The organism is Rossellomorea aquimaris, from assembly GCF_003315075.1.
GTDB lineage: Bacteria > Bacillota > Bacilli > Bacillales > Bacillaceae_B > Rossellomorea > Rossellomorea aquimaris_C.
Genome location: NZ_QNRJ01000017.1, coordinates 35,273 through 50,475, shown reverse-complemented (window position 1 = coordinate 50,475; position 15,203 = coordinate 35,273). Strand labels below are relative to the sequence as shown.

Below are 15,203 nucleotides of genomic sequence, written 5' to 3'. Positions count from 1 at the left end.
AATGCTTACTTTGTATTCGATTTCTTAGCGGAATTTTCCAATTGGCCCTTTGGCTCCATGGCAAATTCTGCATCCTGGGATATCCCTTGTGGATTCACGCTTTTGGCATTTTTACCTTTGTTTTTGTTATTTCCTTTTGTCATACCGAAACCCCTCCTTTACTGTAATCACTATTATTTTGGCTATGTTCATAATAAATATCCTATGTGCAGAGAATTTTAGGACAAACTAAAGACAGGGAGGTGTAAGGGTGAATAAAGGGATTGTTACAGCACTTATTAGTATCGCTCTCGCACAGGGTCTGAAGATTCCACTGCATTTTTTAAAAAAGAAGGAATGGAAGCCTGATCTGTTTTTCCAAACGGGGGGAATGCCAAGTTCTCATAGTGCAGGAGTTGCTTCTTTAACGACATTTATAGCATTAAAGAGGGGTGTCAGAACGATTGACTTTGCTCTTTCATTTATCTTTGGTCTAATCGTCATGTACGATGCACAAGGAATTCGAAGACAAACAGGTGAGCTGACCCTTAAGGTGAATAGTTTAGATGAGCTCGTTCGCAAAGCTCATGATAAAGAAGCGGTAGAATTCGAAGAGAAAAAACCAAAGCGCCTGAAAGAAATGCTGGGGCATCAACCTCAAGAAGTAGTCGGAGGAGCATTACTCGGTTCGTTTATGGGCTACATTGCCTTCCTGTTTTCGAAAAAGGATAGGCAAAAGAAAAAATTTTCTGTAAGATAAGAGGAGACAAAGTGGCGATAAGGTGAGGAGAAACGTGAAAAAGACAACTGAAGAATTTCTCATAGATCTTGAAAATAAAGGCTTCAAATTTCAAGAAGACGCAATTGGCTTCATCTATTTTGGCAAAAAATACACAGATGCCCCGGATGAACTGGTCAATAGCGCCATTGAAATCACATTAAAAGCTCAAAAACAATTCGATAGCAGTTTTTACATGTCCATATTAGAAAGACTTCATTCCCAAAACATCGCATCCCGAAAAGAAGCGCTGAGATGGATGGAGAAACAGGGCTTGGCATAAGACACGGGACCACCCAAAAGTGTTGTTTCCTTTTTGGTGGTCTTTCCTATTGCTCACCATAAAAAAATAGGAGAGCCGTTAATCGGCCTCCTATCTCCCTCCAATAGAATGATTGCAGTCCAAGGCCATATCAGTAATCCGAGCCAAATGAATCCGCCTCTAGTTCAGATGAATGGCTTTTCTTGCCAGCTCATCTGCCGCTTTATTTTCCTTACTGGGTATCCACTTTATGAAGAAAAGGTCCATTTGCTTCGTCATGTCCAATATATCATGGAGTAACTGCTTATATTGAGCATTCCGTACAAACTCTTTCTCTATCGCATGAACGACAGCTTGAGAATCACTCTTCAGCCACACGGTATCAGGATGTTTATCTAAACAGATCTCCAGAGCTTTCTTGCATGCCATGAATTCAGCTTCATGATTATCCATGATTCCTAAAGGAATAGAATATTTTTCCACTTCCCCGTTATGTTTAATCAATATTCCGGCTCCACTTGGCCCTGGGTTACCAGCACTTGCTCCATCAATATTCACTTCGATCATATGCGTTCACCTCAAAGTACATCTTTAGCATAATAGTATAGTAGCACATTAAATAGAAGGTAGGGAGAAGGGAACCTTAATCCATCCCTTCAATAGAATAGCCGGGGATAACCAGTTCCCCCGGCTCCAACCAACGATCACACATCTTTAGGGAATCGTTTAGCCACATAACCAAATGGGGTATCAATAATGGATATGACCCATTTGAGGAGATAGGTCGTAATGAAAATTTCAAACCAGACATCCATCGGATATTCTCCCAGGAAAGCGATGCTTGTGAAGACAAGAGTATCCAATAGCTGACTCACCATCGTACTTCCATTATTACGAATCCAAAACTGTGAATCTGAAGGGAATTTCCTCTTTAAATACGTGAAGATATACACGTCCGTTAATTGACTCACGAGGTAAGCAACTAAGCTTCCAAGAGCAATTCTAGGGATGATCCCAAAGATTGTTGCCAGAGATTCTTGGGCGAAATCTTCAGGATGTGGTTGAAATACTAACACGAGCTGCATAATAATAGTCATAACGATTAAAGTGAAGAACCCCATCCACACTGCTTTCTGGGCTTCTTTCTTTCCATATTTTTCATTAAGGATGTCCGTTACTAAAAAAGCGGTCCCGTACATGGCATTCCCTAAAGTAGCGGTCAACCCGAAAATCTCAATCGTTTTAACGACCTGTAAGTTAGCTAGTATCGTGGATACCCCTATCCATACAAACAGTCCGGTTCGTCCAAACATTCGATACATAATCAGTAGTAAAGAGAATGTAATGAGAACGAAGACCAATCCAAACCATATATTAAACATATAAAGTCCTCCTAATGAAGATGTTAATGAAACAATAGTCCTCATTATACAAATAAAAGCAAAAATGAACAATCGTATGAAGAAAAAGGAGTGAATGATTATGGAAATGAAACTAAAATTTAAATATGCAAGCAAAACAGCGTCGAGTATATGGTTTGAATCCAACTACTTCCCAAGAAAAGAAACAATGATTCATATCGATGATCTGATGAAAACCGGAAGAGTCCATGATCTTGAAATCATAGATGAAATGGGGAATTCGTGGTCAAGAAAGGAATTTATCAAACTGAATCAGGAATTGGAAAAGGAACCAGAAAACATCGTTGTGTATTTCGACGGAGGGTTTGATAAGGAATCGCTCATTGCCGGTGCAGGGATTGTCATCTATTACGATAAAGGTGGAGAATCTTTTAGAATCAGAAAAAATGAACTTCTCGAGGAAATTGAAAATAATAATGAAGCTGAATACGCAGCTTTACATATTGCCCTCGGATTACTTGATGAAATCGGTGTAAAAAATGCCCCTTGTACGATTAATGGAGATTCCCAGGTGGTCATAAAACAGTTGGAAGGGGAATGGCCTTGTTATGAAGAGGGCTTGAGTCGGTGGCTCGATCGTATTGAAGCACTGATCAAAAAGCTTCGATTGAAAATCCATTGGTCCGTGCTGAACAGAAAAGATAATAAGGAAGCGGATAAGTTGGCCAATCAAGCCTTACAAGGGACAAAAGTCCACAGCAATAAACGAATAGAATAATTTCGTTCCCAATTATATACTCTATAAATAACCATACACAGTATGCCTTCGAACAAGCTTAGGAGTGATCACATGAATCGAAAAGAAGTGGTGGATAAAGTGGATGAGCTCATAGACACCTACTGCAACGACTGCTTACTTAAAGCACACTTTCGCAAAGAGTATGGAAAAACCTATGCTCACCGCTTTTGTATAGAAAAATGCACCATAGGAGAACAAATTCGGAATTACGGACAAAAATTGAATTGAAAAATAAAGGGCAGCAATTCTTAGGTGAACCTAAGAATTGCTGCCCTTTGGTATGCTATATTGTTCGAACGATTATAATTTAACTACGTTTGCTGCTTGAGGTCCGCGATTTCCTTCAACAACGTCGAAAGAAACTTCTTGCCCTTCTTCTAATGCTTTGAACCCTTCGCCTTGAATCGCTGAGAAATGTACGAATACATCTTCTCCACCTTCAACTTCGATGAATCCAAACCCTTTTTCATTGTTGAACCATTTTACTTTACCATTCTGCATTTTCGAATCCTCCTAAATCGTTCAAGCACGTTTGTGCCTCTGGAAAATAGTTTTCACGAAATGATTGACTCTCATACGTTAGAAAGAGGCATGAAAATCGTTCACTTCAATGATGTCTTTACTATACAATATGACGATTTTTGAGTCAACATTCCCACCTGTTTTTGCGGAAATGTTTAAACGATTTGGTTAATATTGTCATTTCCGATACTTGGGGACATTCCTAAATCAGTTGTGATGCTGGGATCTGTATTGCTATTGGATATCCTTATCATCTTCCTTCTGTTCAAAGAGTTTAAATTAACCTCTTTTGATCCAAGTATGGCAGCGGCAATCGGTATCCCGGTACTTGCGGTTCATTATATCTTAATGGGTCTGGTATCCGTTACGACTGTATCCGCATTTGATAGCGTTGGTGCGATTCTCGTGGTAGCGATGCTCATTGCCCCTGGTGCTACAGCATATTTACTTACGGACCGATATAAAGTGATGCTTCTATTAAGCGGAGTCATTGACGTCTTTGACAGCATCATCGGATATTACGGGGCAAAGATGTTCGATGTGTCCATTTCCGGTGCAATGGCAGTGGCCGCAGGACTTGTTTTCTTCATCGTATGGATGTTATCACCGAAATACGGGTTGATATCCAGATTCTTAAATCAGAGATTGACAGAGGAGTAATTTAAAGTGCTTGGGTTGTATTCATTCTGTAGTTATAGTAAACTTTTAATGATATTTATGGAAATTTGGAGGGTACAGAATGCCTACACCAAGTATGGAAGATTATATAGAACAGATTTATATGTTAATTGAGAACAAAGGTTATGCCAGAGTATCAGATATAGCAGAAGCTTTATCTGTTCACCCCTCCTCAGTTACCAAAATGGTGCAGAAGTTAGATAAGGACGATTATCTCATTTACGAGAAATATCGCGGGCTTGTTCTGACTCCAAAAGGAAACAAAGTAGGAAAGCGTTTAGTATATAGACATGAACTGTTAGAACAATTCCTTCGTGTAATTGGAGTGAAAGAAGAGCATATTTATGAAGACGTGGAAGGAATCGAACACCACCTAAGCTGGGATTCCATTGATCGTATTGGAGATCTCGTCCAATTCTTCGATGAAGAGAAGGACCGGGTAGAAGAACTTCGAACCATTCAGAATCGTAGTGAATAAACAATCATGATTAATGGAACAAAGACAAGAGGACTTCATGCACATGGCATGAAAGTCCTTTTTGTTGTATTTAGGTACTGTTTTATTCTCAGTGCACGTGTCAGGAAAAGGTTCCCGATCAAAAAATGGAAGGATAGTCATTGAAACTTCCGTCATCAACGGACATACTTGATATTTCTGTTTCTCCCCATTCATTCTCATTCAAGGTCACTCCTTGAAGTAATCCCTCAGAAGCTTCCAATACAGCTTTTCGATAGGAGATTATACGGCCAGAAGAAGTTTGGAAACTGATAATGTCTCCATGGTAGTTCCGTTGAACTTTAGAAATCTCTTCCATACAACATCACCTTTCTTGTTCTGATTATAGAAATAGTATGGACAAAAAGGTTGGAAAACATAATCGACTTGGCAATCCGCTTTATAAGTTTACATAATATTATTATTTATCCAAGGCTCTTTTCGCAAAGATAGTTGTTTTCTAAAATAGAATCTGCCAGGGCTCTGTCAACCAGTTTATGCTGGATGGTGAGGGGAACTGCTCCGCTTGCAGCTAGCGTTCGGCCGAGCCTCCTCAGCTTAGCCGAACGGGGTCTCGGCACGACCGTATTTCCGCAGGAGTCTGTGCAGTTCCCCTCACCATCTTTAATAGGATTTTCATGACAGAGCTTCTAGATGTGCAAAAAAACTAGAATTACCTTTAATTGAGATTGTTTACTAAAATCCTTGTTTTTATTGTTTTCCATTAAGGATACATGCTCAGAAAGTTGATTGGAGCGGAAGGGTGCTCGACTCCTGCGGGAATAGCTGGACAGGTGAGACCCCGGAGGCGCAGCCGAGGAGGCTCACCGCCAGCCCCGCGGAAAGCGAGCATCCTGGAGCGGAAATCAACTATTACTTTCTCCTCTACAATAGCCACAAACTTTACGAATAGAGCCTTATCCAAACAACGTTCACCAAGTCCTCACTCTTGGAAAGAAGGATTTTCGCTGATGGAATGAGAATATAGAACTAAAGAGAAAAATGATTGAGGTGTACATATGAAGAATTCAGAATGGCATACAAGTGCGAAAACCCGTTGGGAAGACAATGCAGATCACTGGCACGAACGAAGTGTTGAAATGTGGACGAGTGGAAGCAGGAAAGCGATCATTCCATTCTTTACTAAACATATTAATAATGGGAACCGTGTAGCTGATTTAGGATGTGGGGACGGGTATGGTTCCTACTTGTTGTATAAGAAGGGGTATGCAGTCACAGGGATGGACTTCTCTGAGAAAATGGTTGAAATAGCGAAGAAGCAAGAGAAGGACCAACTATCATTTCTCCAGGGTGATTTGCGATCCCTTCCATTTCAAGATGAACAATTTCATGCCGTCATGGCGATAAATTCAGTTGAATGGACTGAAAATCCCTTACATACTCTAAACGAAATCGAACGGGTTGTGACTCCGAATGGGTTCATATGTATTGGTTTATTAGGTCCCACTGCTCACCCCAGAGATAATGCCTTTCCACGTCTTCATGGAAAGGAAGTTATATGTAATACGATGATGCCCTGGGAATTAGAGAAACTGGCTAGTGAAAAAGGGTGGAAGAAGGTCGATGAAGACTGGGTCTACAAAAAGGGTGTGAAGCCGTCCTTAACAGAGAATCTCACAAATGAATTAAAACAGGCTTTAACCTTTATGACCTTGTTCATGTTCCAAAAATAAAAAAACATGATCGATTCTCTAATGTGAGGACCGATCATGTTTTTATTAGGAAGGGCAATAATGATGGAGATATAAATTCAAAAGGGATAAGGTTGATTTATAGTGTAAAATAAAGAAATACTATAATTACAGTGTACAAATTGTTTCAAAGTAAAGTTTAGGGAAATGCGTGCTATTTCGTAAAAGATTGAATGATATAAAAGTACAGGCTGCTTAACAGTAAATATGAAATCAGAAGGTGAGTTCAAGTGACGACAACGAAGAAAAAAGTGAAATCAGATATTGAAATTGCTCAACAATCTACTATGCAACCGATCCTGGACATTGCGAAAAAAATCGGTCTCACAGAAGATGATTTAGAGCTATATGGTAAATACAAAGGGAAATTATCTTATGAAGCGATACATAAACTCAAGGACCATGCCAATGGGAAATTAATCCTTGTAACTTCGATAAACCCGACTCCGGCAGGCGAGGGGAAATCAACGGTTACCGTCGGACTGGGGGATGCGTTAAATCAATTAAATAAAAACACCATCATTGCCATGAGGGAACCATCACTTGGTCCAACGATGGGAATCAAAGGCGGAGCAACAGGAGGAGGGTATTCCCAAGTCCTGCCCATGGAGGATATCAATCTTCATTTCACAGGTGATATCCACGCGATCTCGACTGCCAACAATGCTTTAGCCGCATTGGTAGATAATCATATCCATCAGGGAAATGAATTGAATATTGATCAAAGAAGGATTGTATGGAAACGGGCTCTGGACATGAATGACCGTGCCCTTAGACAAATCATCGTTGGTTTAGGCGGACCCCTACAAGGTGTTCCCCGTGAAGACGGATTTGATATTACAGTGGCTTCTGAGATTATGGCGGTTCTTTGTTTATCTCAAAATCTTGAGGAATTAAGAAGAAGGCTTGGAAGAATGGTTGTCGCATACAATTTTACCAAACAACCCGTTACCGTCGAAGATTTAGGAGTTGAAGGTGCACTCACATTATTGTTAAAGGATGCCTTAAAACCTAATCTTGTTCAAACGATCGAACATTCTCCCGCCCTTATTCATGGCGGTCCATTCGCAAACATTGCCCATGGGTGTAATAGTGTCATGGCGACCAAAACAGCCCTTAAGCTGGCTGATTATGTTGTGACGGAATCTGGATTTGGTGCTGATTTAGGAGCCGAGAAGTTTCTGAATATCAAATCTCGAGCTGCTGACTTAGCCCCGGATGCCATCGTGCTAGTAGCCACCATCCGTGCTCTGAAAATGCATGGAGGTCAAGAAAAAAGTGATCTGCAAGCTGAAAACCTTCAGTCTCTGCAAAAAGGATTATCTAATCTGAAGAAGCACATGGAAACATTAGATCATTTCAACGTACCTTATGTGATTGCCGTTAATCGATTTGTGACGGATAGTGATGACGAAATCCAGACCCTTATCAAGTGGTGCGAAAATTTGGGAGTGCAAGTTTCACTAACCGATGTATGGGCTAAAGGTGGAGAGGGTGGAAGAGACTTAGCCGAAAAGGTGTTGAATGAGATCGAAGGGAACACGAAAGAATTTTCTCGCCTATATGAACTTTCTGATTCACTCCAATCTAAAATTGAAACGATTGCGAGTAAGGTTTATGGAGCGAAAGAAGTAGATTACACGGTGAAAGCACGGAAGCAGCTCCAGCAATTTGAAGATCAAGGATGGGGGATCCTGCCCGTTTGTATGGCTAAGACACAATATTCCTTATCCGATGATCCATCTAAACTCGGTCGACCTGAAGATTTTACGATCACAATCAGAGAGCTTAAGCCGAAAATCGGAGCCGGATTTATTGTTGCATTAACAGGAGAAGTAATGACTATGCCAGGCCTGCCAAAAAAACCGGCCGCATTCGGAATGAATGTGGATGATGACGGCAGGGCTGTAGGGCTATTTTAGTCATTGAGGTTTGAAAGGAGAGGAGAACATGTTTGATCCAACAGCATTTGATAACTTAAAGGTAGTCTTTGAGGGAGCAGTCTATGATCTTGATTTAACAGGTGAAATCCAAATCCTTGACCGGAAGGATTTATTTGACTTTGCCCACTATGAACGTTGTTATCAAATACACTATTCATTACCTTACAAGAAATCCATTTCGATAGAATTTCATTTGAAAGCTGATATGGGTCATTTTCTAGCAGAGAGAAAGATGATGACAGAAATGAATTCGGCAGGAGCTGACATCCTCATCGTCTATAAGGGAGATGAGAAGTTGCACCATTGCCGGTCGTTTCTTCAAGAAACATGGAGTAAGGATAAAAATTGGGAATGGAAAGAAGTTACATCTTCTCTTCATCCGACTGCCTACGAGGGGGTTCTGACTTTTAATAGAGTCATTACTGAAGAAATGGTGGATGATGTTCTTCAAATGATTTCATTTTCGGTTGATACTTTACAACAGCTTGATCGAATAGACTTGTAGTACTAAAAAGAGTTCATCACTATATAGAAAAAGGGGATTTTACAATGAGAATAGCCTGGGTAACAGATAGCACAGCATTTGTACCAATTCATTCAAGTAGTAAAGAAAATCACATCTATATCGTTCCAATGAATATACTTTTTGGGGAGCAGGAGTATCAAGACGGTGTAGACTTATCTCCGGAAGAGTTGTTCTTGAAATTAAAGGTAGAAAAAGAAGAGGTGAAAACCTCACAACCTTCAATCGGGACGTTTAAAGAGTTGTATGAAGAATTATCCAAGGACTATGATTATATCTTTTCGATTCATGTTTCTTCTCATTTTAGCGGCACATATTCATCTGCCCATCAAGCTGCAGAGCTGTTAAAGGATACACTACCGAACATTATCTGTATAGATTCGAAGGTCATTTCCAATCCGTTGACAGAATTGATCCTGTTCGGTCAAAGATTGTTGCATGAAGGGAAGGACCCACTTCAAATTAAAGTAGCTATTGAAGAAAGAATCGCTTCTTGTGAAACCTATGTAATGGTGGGCAGCTTAGAGCAACTACATAAGAGTGGACGAATGAGCGGGCTTTCGTTCTTTCTGGGAAGTGTTCTTAATGTAAAACCTATGCTTGCAATAGAGAATGGAAAACTTGAAGTGAAGGACAAGGTAAGAAGTATTAAAAAGGGTTTGACGAGCATGAGCGATCGCTTAGATCAAGCTCTATCTGTGAAAAAAATAAAGAAAGTATCCGTTTTACACGGATTAAACCGGGAAGATGCCTTAGAATGGATTGAACAATTGAAAAAAACGTACCCGGAGATAGAATTCGGGGCCTATCCTTTGGGGGCTGTAATTGGAGTGCATGCCGGCGCTAATACGATCGGAATAAGCTGGTTTGGAGATAACGAAGAGAATTAGTAGAGAAAGGAGGGATGTGTAGAATCATACATCCACTCCTTTTTGTTCTGATTAGAGGATTTTATTTGGTACAATAGAGGAGAAGATGACCATGGAGCGGAAAAAGCTGGACGGTATAATCGACTATTTAAAACGTGAGTACCTGGGTGAGTCTACAGGACATGATTGGTATCATTTGGATCGTGTACGAAAACAGGCACTTAACATAGCCAGGGAAGAAAATGTACCCCATACATATATCATCGAGCTGGCTGCATTGCTACATGATGTACCGGATGATAAGTTCGTGGAAGAAGAAGAGGGGAAGAGAAGGCTGGATCACATCCTATCCTCCATCTCACTTACGGAAACTGAAACGAAATTACTGAAATCGATTATTTATTCCATATCTTATAAGGGTGGTCACGAAGCAGTGTTAACATCGTTAGAAGCGAAAATCGTGCGCGATGCCGATCGTCTTGACGCCATTGGTGCCATCGGAATCGCAAGAACGTTTGCATATGGAGGAAAGAAAGGTCGACCACTGTATAACCCTGAATTTCAAGTAAGGACCGAGATGACCCTCGAGGAGTACAGAAATGGGGATAGTTCCAGTATCCATCATTTTCATGAAAAGTTATTGAAGCTGAAAGACTTAATGTGTACGGAAACGGGACGAAAACTGGCAGAGCAACGTCATGCTTTCATGCTGCGGTTTTTAGAGCAATTTAATAAAGAATGGACTGGTCAAGAATGAGAATGTTAACAGCTGAGAATCTTTCTAAAACGTATGGAGAGAAAACTCTGTTTAAAGATATATCGTTTTCGATAAGCGAGAAAGAAAGAGTCGGACTGATCGGCGTGAATGGAACGGGTAAATCAAGCCTGTTGAAACTCATTGCCGGGATGGAAGAATACGATACCGGAGAGCTTTCGAAACCTGGCGATTATCATATTGCCTACCTTCAACAAGAGCCTGCTTTTGATAAGAATTTAACCGTGATACAACAAGTGTTTCGTGGGGAAGCAAAAATCATTCAGGCTATGCGGAAATATGAAATGGCCCTTATGGAAATGGAGAACAACTCAGAAAATCCTCGAATTCAAGAAGATTTATTTGAAGCTCAAAAGCAAATGGATATCCTTCACGCCTGGGACGCAAGTGCAAATGCGAAATCCATTTTAACAAAACTGGGAATTCACGACTTTTCAAAGAAAATGAGCGAGCTGTCAGGTGGTCAAAAAAAGAGAGTCGCACTGGCAGGCGTCCTTATTGAAACACCGGACTTGTTAATTCTGGACGAACCGACCAACCATTTAGATTACCAATCCATTAAATGGCTGGAAGATTATTTGGGAAAGTATAACGGATCTGTGTTACTCGTAACCCATGACCGTTACTTCCTCGATAGGGTAACGAACAGAATCTTCGAATTGGATGGAGGAAACCTTTACTCCTACAAAGGAAATTATGCTTCATTTATTGAGGCGAAGGCTTCCAGGGAAGAAGTGGAACGCCAATTATCCGAAAAGCAGCAAAATCTTTATCGAAGAGAGCTTGCCTGGATGAGAAGGGGAGCAAAAGCCAGAACCACTAAACAAAAGGCTCGAATTCAACGATTCGATCATTTGGAGGATACGATGTCTTCAGGTCCCTCAGGCGGCCAGGTTGACATAGCAATCGGAGGAAACCGTCTGGGTAAACAAGTATTTGAGTTCAAGGATGCGTCAAAAATGTTTGAAGACACGCAAATTTTAGATGAATTTTCTTTCCTCATTAAGCCTAAAGACCGAATCGGAATCGTAGGTAAAAACGGGAGCGGAAAATCAACATTTCTTAACCTCCTTGCCGGAACCGATGAGCTTACAAGTGGTGAATTACTCAAAGGCCAAACCGTACAGGTCGCTTACTATACCCAGGGTCATGAAGAACTTGATGAGAATATGCGTATGATCGAATATATAAGAGAAGCAGGAGAATATATAACGACGGATAAAGGAGAGCAAATTTCTGTTACTTCCATGTTGGAAAGATTCCTATTTCCCATGAGTACGCATGGGACATTGATCCGAAAGCTTTCCGGTGGAGAAAAACGAAGACTCTTCTTGCTTAAGCTATTGATGTCAAAACCGAATGTCCTTTTGCTTGACGAGCCGACGAATGATTTAGATACAGAAACCCTCACCGTTCTGGAAGATTATATAAATGAATTTTCAGGTGTCGTCATAACCGTTTCCCATGACCGCTACTTTTTAGATAAAACAGCTGAGCAATTACTGGTCTTTAATGGAGATGGACAAATCGACTTTTACTTTGGGGAATATACTGAGTACCTGGAAAAGAACGAAGCTAAAAGTAAGAAGCAGGATCTGGTCAAGAAGCAAGAATCTGCTCCCGTGAAAGAGGAGAAGGAAAAAGAGAAAAAGAGGCTTTCTTACATGGAAAAGAGGGAATGGGACGAAATTGAAGAAAAGATGGCCGACATCGAGGATAGGATAGAAGAAGCAGATGCTGAGCTGCAAAAGGTCGGCAGTGATTTTGATAAAGCACAACAGTTAATGAAAGAAAGTGAAAAACTCAACGAGCAATTGGAAGCGCTCATTGAGAGATGGACCTACCTTTCCGAATTTGCTGAATAAGTCTCTTCATTTAAGGCTTAATGGATACTGTGTTAGAATGGATGGTATACGAACTGTTTATAGAAAGGGGTAACAAGCTTGAGGATAGTATCGATCGAACCTACTCCAAGTCCGAATACGATGAAAGTTCTTCTTGATCAAGAAATGAAAGCCGGGAAGAGCAATAATTATAAAAAAGATGAAGCGGATGGGGCTCCTCCCGTCATTAAAGATATCCTTGCCATTGACGGCATTAAAGGGGTCTATCATGTTGCCGACTTCTTAGCCGTTGAACGGAATGCGAAATTCGATTGGCAAGAGCTTTTGCCACAGGTTAGAAAAGCATTCGGTGAAGATACTCTGGACCAGGAAAGTGAATCTCCCATGGAAGAACATTTTGGTGAAGTGAATGTTGGCGTGCAGATGTTCAAGGGAATTCCGATGCAAGTAAAAGTGACAGACGGGGACCAAGAGAAGCGATTTTCCCTTCCTGCCCCATTCCTGGAAGCGATCGGTCAGGCTCAAAAAGATGGGGATAATGTCGTCCTTCTCAGAAAGTGGAAGGATTACGGCATCCGCTACGGTGACTTAGATGAGATTGGGAACAATGTGACGGAAGAACTAGTTGCAGCCTATCCTTCTGAAAGGCTGGCAGCACTTGTCGAAGAAGCACAGGAAACTACCGATTCCAAGGGACCACTCATTTACAAGAAAAAGCAAAAGGTGAGTGTCTCGGACTTTGAAGCCCCGGACTGGCAAACAAGGTATCAGAAGCTGGATGCGATGGAGGATCCGACGTTAAATGATTTACCTCTCTTGGAGAAAGCCCTGGAGGACGAGAAAGTATCCATTCGCCGATTGGCTGTTGTCTATTTGGGAATGATTGAAGATGAAAAGGTCCTTCCTTTGCTGTACAAGGGTTTACGTGATAAGTCAGTCACAGTAAGGAGAACGGCGGGCGATTGCCTTTCGGACTTAGGTTTTGCAAAAGCTACTCCGGAAATGATTCAAGCCTTAAAGGATAAGAGTAAGCTTGTCAGATGGCGCGCTGCCATGTTCCTTTATGAAGTAGGGGATGAATCTGCATTGCCTGCCTTACGGGAAGCGGAAAATGATCCTGAATTCGAAGTGAAGCTTCAAGTGAAAATGGCCATCGAACGAATAGAAGGTGGCGAAGAAGCAAAAGGATCTGTTTGGAAACAGATGACCGAAGCACGTCACCAATAAAAGAGGGAAAGGGTTGATGATAGATGTCAATGGCATACGAAGAGTATATGAGACAGTTAGTGACGCCGATGAGACAAGAACTTACACAAGCAGGCTTCAAAGAGTTGGATACAGAAGAAGAAGTAGTGAATTATATGGAACATGCAGATGGAACAACCCTGGTCGTTATTAACTCTGTATGTGGGTGTGCAGCGGGACTTGCAAGACCTGCTGCAACGCAATCCGTCATGAATAATGAAAAAACACCGGATCACCTTGTTACAGTCTTTGCTGGACAAGATAAAGAGGCTACAGCCAAAATGAGGGAGTACTTCGAAGGGTACGAACCTTCTTCCCCATCAATGGCTTTATTTAAAGGAAAAAAAGTCGTTCACTTCATCCCAAGGGAAGAAATTGAAGATCATGACATTTCATCGATTATTTCCAATCTGTCCACAGCCTTTAACGAAAATTGCTAAAGACCAAAAAGAAACGGGTGACTCTGTCATCCGTTTCTTTTTATGGTAGGATAAATAAATGGTAGAAAAAACGTACAACGGCACCATTAAAGGAGAATGTTCATCGTGTTTGTCACAACATGCGGGAGAGCGAACCAGGTAGTCATAGAAAAAGCATATAAAACAGCAGAGGTACTCGATATCCCCTATATCCCCAGAAAAAAGAGATCGATTTTACACCATATGAATCTGCATGAACAAAACTGTTTAGTGATTGGAAAAGAGAGACTAGAACTTCATACTAGGGAAAACAATAGCGAACCGTTCTTTTTTCACCCTAATTCCGCTTCCTTCCGAATCAAAAGAATCATTCGCGGAGAGACCGATCCACTCATTGAAGCTGCTGACCTTAAAGAGGGCATGAGTTTCCTGGACTGTACGCTGGGTCTTGCTTCAGATAGTATTATCGCCAGCCATATCGTCGGCGAAAAGGGGAAAGTAGTCGGAATCGAAGCGAATAAGTATATCTCGCATATCCTTCATCACGGACTTCAGGACTGGGTATCGCCACTCCATGAACTGAATAGCGCCATGAATCGAATCAGCGTCATAAATGGACATTTTCAGGAAGAATTAAAGAATATAGATGATGATGCATTTGATGTCGTTTACCTTGATCCCATGTTTGAAGAAGCCTTAACAGATTCTCATGGAATTAACCCGATCCGCCAATGGGCAAGCTATACAGGCATAACAAAAGAAGGAATAGAAGAAGCAATAAGGGTGGCAAGAAAGAGGGTAGTATTAAAAGAACACCATAACTCCCCATTATTCAAAGAACTCGGATTTGACGTGATCAAAAGACCATCAGCCAAATTTCACTTTGGAATTCTGCGTGTTTAAAAGTCCTCATAAATTAATCAAATAAAATAGACAGGCATCTTAAGCCTGTCTAATCATCTAAGTATTAATCAGTAAATCCTAGTACAACGAAATAA

20 protein-coding genes are annotated in these 15,203 nt (G+C 41.0%); 15 read left to right on the top strand and 5 right to left on the bottom strand.

The window, feature by feature from the left end; translation table 11 throughout:
• Positions 1-5 precede the first annotated feature (5 nt).
• Positions 6-143, bottom strand: coding sequence for a small, acid-soluble spore protein L (gene sspL / locus DET59_RS16850; protein WP_113970778.1), 138 nt, complete (start codon positions 141-143; stop codon positions 6-8).
• 107 nt (positions 144-250) lie between these two features.
• Here sspL and DET59_RS16845 point away from each other — a divergent pair, with 107 nt between their 5' ends.
• Together DET59_RS16845 and DET59_RS16840 are read left to right on the top strand one after the other, a co-directional pair.
• Positions 251-739 carry a divergent PAP2 family protein gene (locus DET59_RS16845; RefSeq protein WP_113970777.1) on the top strand — a complete coding sequence of 163 codons (489 nt, stop codon included), beginning with the start codon at positions 251-253 and terminating at the stop codon, positions 737-739.
• Between the two features lie 34 nt (positions 740-773).
• Entirely contained in the window at positions 774-1,040 is a 267-nt protein-coding gene (locus DET59_RS16840; RefSeq protein WP_113970776.1) for a DUF6123 family protein, read from the top strand.
• Positions 1,041-1,199: 159 nt separating this feature from the next.
• Here DET59_RS16840 and DET59_RS16835 read toward each other — a convergent pair whose 3' ends face one another.
• Both DET59_RS16835 and DET59_RS16830 read right to left on the bottom strand, forming a co-directional pair.
• Positions 1,200-1,586 (bottom strand): reverse transcriptase-like protein, encoded by a 387-nt coding sequence (locus DET59_RS16835; protein WP_113970775.1) that lies wholly within the window; start codon positions 1,584-1,586, stop codon positions 1,200-1,202.
• Between the two features lie 137 nt (positions 1,587-1,723).
• On the bottom strand, positions 1,724-2,401 hold the full coding sequence (locus DET59_RS16830) for a queuosine precursor transporter (protein WP_113970774.1): 678 nt from the start codon (positions 2,399-2,401) through the stop codon (positions 1,724-1,726).
• 100 nt (positions 2,402-2,501) lie between these two features.
• On the opposite strand from DET59_RS16830, the gene DET59_RS16825 reads away from it, so the two are divergent.
• The gene (locus DET59_RS16825; RefSeq protein WP_113970773.1) at positions 2,502-3,158 is read left to right on the top strand and encodes a reverse transcriptase-like protein; all 657 of its coding nucleotides are present in this window, start codon (positions 2,502-2,504) and stop codon (positions 3,156-3,158) included.
• Between the two features lie 72 nt (positions 3,159-3,230).
• Positions 3,231-3,407, top strand: coding sequence for a zinc-finger domain-containing protein (locus DET59_RS16820; RefSeq protein WP_113970772.1), 177 nt, complete (start codon positions 3,231-3,233; stop codon positions 3,405-3,407).
• Positions 3,408-3,479: 72 nt separating this feature from the next.
• Here DET59_RS16820 and cspD read toward each other — a convergent pair whose 3' ends face one another.
• On the bottom strand, positions 3,480-3,680 hold the full coding sequence (gene cspD, locus DET59_RS16815; protein WP_113970771.1) for a cold-shock protein CspD: 201 nt from the start codon (positions 3,678-3,680) through the stop codon (positions 3,480-3,482).
• A 195-nt stretch (positions 3,681-3,875) separates the two neighbouring features.
• On the opposite strand from cspD, the gene DET59_RS16810 reads away from it, so the two are divergent.
• Positions 3,876-4,361: a metal ABC transporter permease gene (locus tag DET59_RS16810; RefSeq protein WP_258549710.1), complete on the top strand. Its 486-nt coding sequence runs from the start codon at positions 3,876-3,878 to the stop codon at positions 4,359-4,361.
• Between the two features lie 79 nt (positions 4,362-4,440).
• Complete coding sequence (gene mntR / locus DET59_RS16805; RefSeq protein ID WP_113970769.1) at positions 4,441-4,857, top strand: transcriptional regulator MntR; 417 nt, start codon at positions 4,441-4,443, stop codon at positions 4,855-4,857.
• A gap of 118 nt (positions 4,858-4,975) precedes the next feature.
• Here the strand turns inward: mntR and DET59_RS16800 are convergent, their stop codons facing one another.
• Positions 4,976-5,194, bottom strand: a complete 219-nt coding sequence (locus tag DET59_RS16800; RefSeq protein ID WP_113970768.1) for a DUF3892 domain-containing protein — start codon at positions 5,192-5,194, stop codon at positions 4,976-4,978.
• A 700-nt stretch (positions 5,195-5,894) separates the two neighbouring features.
• Here DET59_RS16800 and DET59_RS16795 point away from each other — a divergent pair.
• From DET59_RS16795 to DET59_RS16755, 9 genes are all read left to right on the top strand, one after another.
• Positions 5,895-6,569 carry a class I SAM-dependent methyltransferase gene (locus tag DET59_RS16795; protein ID WP_113970767.1) on the top strand — a complete coding sequence of 225 codons (675 nt, stop codon included), beginning with the start codon at positions 5,895-5,897 and terminating at the stop codon, positions 6,567-6,569.
• A gap of 248 nt (positions 6,570-6,817) precedes the next feature.
• A complete protein-coding gene (locus DET59_RS16790) occupies positions 6,818-8,509 on the top strand; it encodes a formate--tetrahydrofolate ligase (RefSeq protein ID WP_258549709.1) in 1,692 nt (563 codons plus the stop codon).
• A gap of 28 nt (positions 8,510-8,537) precedes the next feature.
• Complete coding sequence (locus DET59_RS16785) at positions 8,538-9,035, top strand: hypothetical protein (RefSeq protein ID WP_113970766.1); 498 nt, start codon at positions 8,538-8,540, stop codon at positions 9,033-9,035.
• A gap of 44 nt (positions 9,036-9,079) precedes the next feature.
• A complete protein-coding gene (locus DET59_RS16780) occupies positions 9,080-9,943 on the top strand; it encodes a DegV family protein (protein WP_113970765.1) in 864 nt (287 codons plus the stop codon).
• Between the two features lie 91 nt (positions 9,944-10,034).
• Positions 10,035-10,679 carry an HD domain-containing protein gene (locus DET59_RS16775; protein WP_113970764.1) on the top strand — a complete coding sequence of 215 codons (645 nt, stop codon included), beginning with the start codon at positions 10,035-10,037 and terminating at the stop codon, positions 10,677-10,679.
• On the top strand, positions 10,676-12,562 hold the full coding sequence (locus DET59_RS16770) for an ABC-F family ATP-binding cassette domain-containing protein (RefSeq protein WP_113970763.1): 1,887 nt from the start codon (positions 10,676-10,678) through the stop codon (positions 12,560-12,562). Before DET59_RS16775 ends, DET59_RS16770 begins: the two co-directional genes overlap by 4 nt.
• Positions 12,563-12,640: 78 nt before the next feature.
• A complete protein-coding gene (locus DET59_RS16765; RefSeq protein WP_113970762.1) occupies positions 12,641-13,768 on the top strand; it encodes a conserved virulence factor C family protein in 1,128 nt (375 codons plus the stop codon).
• Between the two features lie 23 nt (positions 13,769-13,791).
• The gene (locus tag DET59_RS16760) at positions 13,792-14,226 is read left to right on the top strand and encodes a BrxA/BrxB family bacilliredoxin (RefSeq protein ID WP_113970761.1); all 435 of its coding nucleotides are present in this window, start codon (positions 13,792-13,794) and stop codon (positions 14,224-14,226) included.
• 105 nt (positions 14,227-14,331) lie between these two features.
• A complete protein-coding gene (locus DET59_RS16755; RefSeq protein WP_113970760.1) occupies positions 14,332-15,108 on the top strand; it encodes a class I SAM-dependent methyltransferase in 777 nt (258 codons plus the stop codon).
• The last annotated feature ends 95 nt before the right edge of the window (positions 15,109-15,203 follow it).

Excerpts from the sequence above, each read along its gene's own strand:
- sspL (WP_113970778.1), bottom strand. The coding sequence starts at position 143 with ATGACAAAAGGAAATAACAAAAACAAAGGTAAAAATGCCAAAAGCGTG.
- DET59_RS16835 (WP_113970775.1), bottom strand. The coding sequence starts at position 1,586 with ATGATCGAAGTGAATATTGATGGAGCAAGTGCTGGTAACCCAGGGCCA.
- DET59_RS16830 (WP_113970774.1), bottom strand. The coding sequence starts at position 2,401 with ATGTTTAATATATGGTTTGGATTGGTCTTCGTTCTCATTACATTCTCT.
- DET59_RS16825 (WP_113970773.1), top strand. The coding sequence starts at position 2,502 with ATGGAAATGAAACTAAAATTTAAATATGCAAGCAAAACAGCGTCGAGT.
- DET59_RS16820 (WP_113970772.1), top strand. The coding sequence starts at position 3,231 with ATGAATCGAAAAGAAGTGGTGGATAAAGTGGATGAGCTCATAGACACC.
- cspD (WP_113970771.1), bottom strand. The coding sequence starts at position 3,680 with ATGCAGAATGGTAAAGTAAAATGGTTCAACAATGAAAAAGGGTTTGGA.
- mntR (WP_113970769.1), top strand. The coding sequence starts at position 4,441 with ATGCCTACACCAAGTATGGAAGATTATATAGAACAGATTTATATGTTA.
- DET59_RS16800 (WP_113970768.1), bottom strand. The coding sequence starts at position 5,194 with ATGGAAGAGATTTCTAAAGTTCAACGGAACTACCATGGAGACATTATC.
- DET59_RS16795 (WP_113970767.1), top strand. The coding sequence starts at position 5,895 with ATGAAGAATTCAGAATGGCATACAAGTGCGAAAACCCGTTGGGAAGAC.
- DET59_RS16785 (WP_113970766.1), top strand. The coding sequence starts at position 8,538 with ATGTTTGATCCAACAGCATTTGATAACTTAAAGGTAGTCTTTGAGGGA.
- DET59_RS16780 (WP_113970765.1), top strand. The coding sequence starts at position 9,080 with ATGAGAATAGCCTGGGTAACAGATAGCACAGCATTTGTACCAATTCAT.
- DET59_RS16775 (WP_113970764.1), top strand. The coding sequence starts at position 10,035 with ATGGAGCGGAAAAAGCTGGACGGTATAATCGACTATTTAAAACGTGAG.
- DET59_RS16770 (WP_113970763.1), top strand. The coding sequence starts at position 10,676 with ATGAGAATGTTAACAGCTGAGAATCTTTCTAAAACGTATGGAGAGAAA.
- DET59_RS16760 (WP_113970761.1), top strand. The coding sequence starts at position 13,792 with ATGTCAATGGCATACGAAGAGTATATGAGACAGTTAGTGACGCCGATG.